The sequence below is a fragment of the Shewanella sp. GutDb-MelDb genome (genome assembly GCF_002836075.1).
In the GTDB taxonomy this organism is placed as follows: domain Bacteria; phylum Pseudomonadota; class Gammaproteobacteria; order Enterobacterales; family Shewanellaceae; genus Shewanella.
Map to the genome: position 1 here is coordinate 1 of NZ_PJBM01000022.1, position 4299 is coordinate 4299.

Below are 4299 nucleotides of genomic sequence, written 5' to 3' on the forward strand. Positions count from 1 at the left end.
TAATCGGCAGCTTTTAATCAGGCTATAGAAAGTTAGGGGCGATGTTTGCCCTTAATTCTTTTCACTTTCATCAAGTTGGAATTCACTGACTCCCAAAAATTCATTTTTAACAACGTTCCACTTTTAACAACTGCTCATTTTTAATTAGAGTTTTAACTCGATATTTCTTTAATATACAACCACCTAGCTTATTTTCATTTTTGCAAAAATACTCACTCTTATTTGCTAAATTAGCACTACTTTTTACAAGGTTATGGGCCTATATTGAACAGGTGATAAAAACCTAAAGCGAATACCGGGTCTATATTAAAGTCCGCTTCTTGCAGACTTTTTACGGCTCTAAATTGCTAACAATGTCTGCAAATAGAAGAGAAAGCAAAATGAAGATAGCACTTTTCATTCCGTGTCTAGTGAATCAGATGGTCCCAGAAGTCGGGATCGCAACACTTGAACTACTAGAGAAACTCGGTCATCAAGTCATCTTGCCTTCAGGTCAAACCTGCTGTGGTCAACCAATGACTAACTCAGGTTGTTTTAACGAAGCCAAGAAAACCACATTAAAACTACTCAATGCCTTTAAAGGTGTTGAATGCGATGCCATCGTCTGCCCTGCCGCCTCATGCTTAGTGGCTGCTAAAGAAAATTTCCACGAGTTCGACGATAGCCCAGAAGCACAAGCCGTGATTGCAAAGCTATATGAATTGACTGAGTTTTTACACGACGTCGCGCCGATCCCTGCTTTTAGTAAATCATTTCCACACAAAATTAGTCTTCAGATGAGTTGCCATGGTATTCGTATGCTTGATTTGGCCACCCCAAGCGAGCAAATGGGCCCCCGCAAGAACAAGTTTGAAGCCGTACTTGCCGCAATCCCTGAAATCGAAATTGTGTATCCAGATAAGCTAGATGAATGCTGTGGATTCGGGGGGACTTTTGCCGTTGATGAAGGCGCGGTATCAGCCAAAATGGGCAAAGATAAGGCGCAAGCGCACGCGGCAACCGGAGCCAAATATGCTGTTGGATTCGATCCATCTTGCCTCCTTCATATCGACGGTATGGTTAGACGCCAAAAATTGCCTATCGAAACACGCCACATCGCTCAAATTCTTAACGCAGTGCTATAGGAGCAGACATGTCGACTTCAAAATCTAACGTTCATGCCCATAAAGCGGAGATATTCTGCAAAGACGAATCTCGCGTTGATTGGCACTCTAAAGCATTGTGGACACTGCGCGAAAAGCGCGATCGTGCTGCCGGAAGCATTCCAGAATGGGAACAGTTACGTCAAATCGGCTCAGAGATGAAACTGCATACACTGACCCATTTGACAGAGTATTTAGAAGAGTTTGAACAAAACTGTATTAAGAATAATATAAAGGTGCACTGGGCTAAAGATGGCGCAGAACACAACCGTATTGTGCATGAGATCTTGGCCAAGCATCACGTAAAGAAGGTAGTCAAATCTAAATCGATGCTCACCGAAGAGTGCCACATGAATCCATATTTGGAAGAGCGTGGCATTGAAGTTATCGATACTGATTTAGGTGAACGTATTATTCAGCTAGCTGAAATGCCACCGTCACATATTGTGGTACCGGCTATCCATATGAAAAAAGAGGAAGTGGGTGATCTATTCCATGAGAAGCTCGGCACTAATGCTGGCGCCTCTGACCCACTTTACTTAACGCGTGCAGCTCGCCAACACCTACGTGAGAAATTTCTGTCTGCCGATGCCGCAATGACCGGCGTTAATATGGCGATTGCAGACCAAGGCGCCGTGGTGGTATGTACCAACGAAGGTAACGCTGATATGGGAGCTAACTTACCCAAATTGCAGTTACACTCTATGGGAATTGACAAGGTTGTACCCAACCTAGAGAGTGCCGCGGTAATACTGCGTACCTTAGCGAGAAACGCCACAGGTCAACCAATCACCACTTACAGCTCTTTCTATCGTGGTCCACAGGACGGCGGTGAAATGCATGTCATTATTGTCGATAATGGCCGTACTGATATGCTCAAAGATAAGATCCTCGCGGAAGCGCTAAAATGTATTCGCTGTGGTGGTTGTCTAAATACGTGTCCTGTTTATCGTCGTTCTGGTGGACACAGTTACAACTACACCATCCCAGGTCCTATCGGTATCGCTGTGGGTGCTCAGCATGATGATACTAACTCTATCGCGTGGGCATGTACCTTGTGTGGCAGCTGCTCCTATGTATGCCCAACAAAAGTGCCGTTAGACAAGATTATTCACCACCATCGAAGACTTAAAGCTGAAGCCGGTAAATTGCCTTACGGTAAATCCAATTACATGCCATTAGTCGGTAAGTTTATGGCCAGTGAAACCGCGCTCAACTGTTCAATGGGTATTGCCCGTATGGCGTTAAAAATACTCCCCGGCAGTTTACTAAAACCTTTCTCAGGCGCATGGGGCAAATATCGCGAGCTCCCAGTGGCACCGAACTCAAGCTTCGAAGCTTGGTTTAAGAAAAATAGAGGCTAATAACATGTCTAGCAAACAACATATTTTAAATGCATTAAAAAGTGCCGCTATGGCACCACACGCTATGCCGACTATTGATGTTGCACCACGTATTGACGATTTAGTTGGCCAGTTCGAAGCTAACTTAATAACGGTTGCAGGTACTCTTCATCGCGAAGGTGGCTTAGTTAATTTGCAAACCACTGTCGATGAGCACATTGCTCAAGGTATGCAAGTTATCTCTATGGTTGAGGGCATTAGTGGTAACCGTGAGGTCAGCGCTACGGCTCATGAACTAAGAGATATCGACTATGCGGTGATCCCTGGGGATTGTGGTGTAGCAGAAAATGGTGCTATCTGGGTAAATACCAAGAATCTGGGCCACCGGGTGACGCCGTTCATTTGTGAAAATCTATTGCTAGTGATAGAAGCTAAAAGCATTGTTGCCAATATGCATCAAGCCACTAGTTTAATGACATTAGCACCAGGGGAGTTTGGCACGTTTATCGCTGGACCTTCTAAAACGGCAGATATTGAGCAAGCACTGGTTGTGGGCGCGCATGGCGCCTGTAGTTTAAACGTGTATTTAACCTAGTCATACATAATGACACTGAGGTGCTCACTTTTGAGTCACCTCAGCTTTTTATACCGTTTAATAATGTAGTTTGTAATTACTGTATTGTATAATCTAACTGTACCGTCGAATTTGCAGCAACCGCTTTACCATCTACAAATTTAGGCGCATAACGCCATTTCTTTAATGCCTTAAGTGTGCTTTTATTAAAAGCTGAACCCCCTTTAGAATCCATAATAACCGGATCAACCACAAAACCCATTTCATTAACAGTAAAGCTGACTTGGCTCCAGCCCTCCTGTCTTCTTTTCAAGGATGACATAGGGTACTTAGGCGGCACTCTAAACAGCGGTGTTTGCTCCTGCTCTGCACTCCAAGGCTTCATACTGCCAATAGCAATACAATGCTGAGTGGACTTATCACTTTCGCCTTGGATTTCATAAATCTCAACTAACTTAGCATGTGCAGCCAATTCATACGGATGATCAAAGTCCAAAGCTTCAAACTGCTTAATCACATAGAGTAATGCTACCTCAGCGGCATCATAATGTTTCTCCGCATATTCAATCGAGCCAACGGTAAAAGCGGCTAAAACTCGTTTCATTGAATTTTCAGGAAGTACTTCTTTATAGCCTGCATAGGCCTCTATTGCGTAATCACGTACTTTACGGCTGTAATAGCGAGTGTTCTTTAGCACTTTAAAGTAGGCCATTTGGGTATCGGCTAGCAGCAATACGTCATCAGAATCTTCTGCAATATCCAATGCATCATCTAAATACTCACGAGCATCTTTTTTACTACTGGAGTCAGCTAATCCCATCAAAGGATCTATAAGTTCAACCGCTTCATCACCGTAGCTTTTGGTGTAGTTAACCAGTGCAACCTTATAAAGCTCAAATGCCTGCTGCTTGAGCTTCTTGGCCTTTGCGGCATTTTCTTCGGCATAAGTACTTTTCGGTACATTTAGGATTAATGCATCCGCAGCATTGAGGGCAAGCATGGCAATATCAAGGCTATCTGATGCAAACTTTTGTTTACCAAGTTGATAAGCCTTAAGCGCATAGGTCTCAATATCAGCACTGTTCTCTGCTGCCACTGCCTCATTGTAGGCCTTATAGGTATCGCCAAACTCTGAGGCTGATAGTGGGCTAGCGGCAAACATTGTCACGGATAATGCTGTGGCCAATATCGTTTTAGAGAATAATTTCATTTCTAACATCCTGTTTTATAAAACTTCATA

General features: G+C 43.6%; 4 protein-coding genes. 3 read left to right on the forward strand and 1 reads right to left on the reverse strand.

The window, feature by feature from the left end:
* The first annotated feature begins 380 nt into the window (after positions 1 to 380).
* The 3 genes from CXF82_RS00630 to CXF82_RS00640 are packed head-to-tail and all read left to right on the forward strand — an operon-like array spanning position 381 to position 3080.
* Positions 381 to 1124 carry a (Fe-S)-binding protein gene (locus tag CXF82_RS00630; protein WP_101092649.1) on the forward strand — a complete coding sequence of 248 codons (744 nt, stop codon included), beginning with the start codon at positions 381 to 383 and terminating at the stop codon, positions 1122 to 1124.
* An 8-nt stretch (positions 1125 to 1132) separates the two neighbouring features.
* Complete coding sequence (locus CXF82_RS00635) at positions 1133 to 2506, forward strand: lactate utilization protein B (RefSeq protein ID WP_101092648.1); 1374 nt, start codon at positions 1133 to 1135, stop codon at positions 2504 to 2506.
* A 4-nt stretch (positions 2507 to 2510) separates the two neighbouring features.
* The gene (locus CXF82_RS00640; RefSeq protein WP_101092647.1) at positions 2511 to 3080 is read left to right on the forward strand and encodes a LutC/YkgG family protein; all 570 of its coding nucleotides are present in this window, start codon (positions 2511 to 2513) and stop codon (positions 3078 to 3080) included.
* Positions 3081 to 3156: 76 nt separating this feature from the next.
* Here the strand turns inward: CXF82_RS00640 and CXF82_RS00645 are convergent, their stop codons facing one another.
* On the reverse strand, positions 3157 to 4269 hold the full coding sequence (locus CXF82_RS00645; protein WP_257982696.1) for an energy transducer TonB: 1113 nt from the start codon (positions 4267 to 4269) through the stop codon (positions 3157 to 3159).
* Positions 4270 to 4299: the final 30 nt, after the last annotated feature.

Coding starts and splice junctions, on each gene's coding strand:
- CXF82_RS00630 (WP_101092649.1), top strand. CDS start 381: ATGAAGATAGCACTTTTCATTCCGTGTCTAGTGAATCAGATGGTCCCA.
- CXF82_RS00635 (WP_101092648.1), top strand. CDS start 1,133: ATGTCGACTTCAAAATCTAACGTTCATGCCCATAAAGCGGAGATATTC.
- CXF82_RS00640 (WP_101092647.1), top strand. CDS start 2,511: ATGTCTAGCAAACAACATATTTTAAATGCATTAAAAAGTGCCGCTATG.
- CXF82_RS00645 (WP_257982696.1), bottom strand. CDS start 4,269: ATGAAATTATTCTCTAAAACGATATTGGCCACAGCATTATCCGTGACA.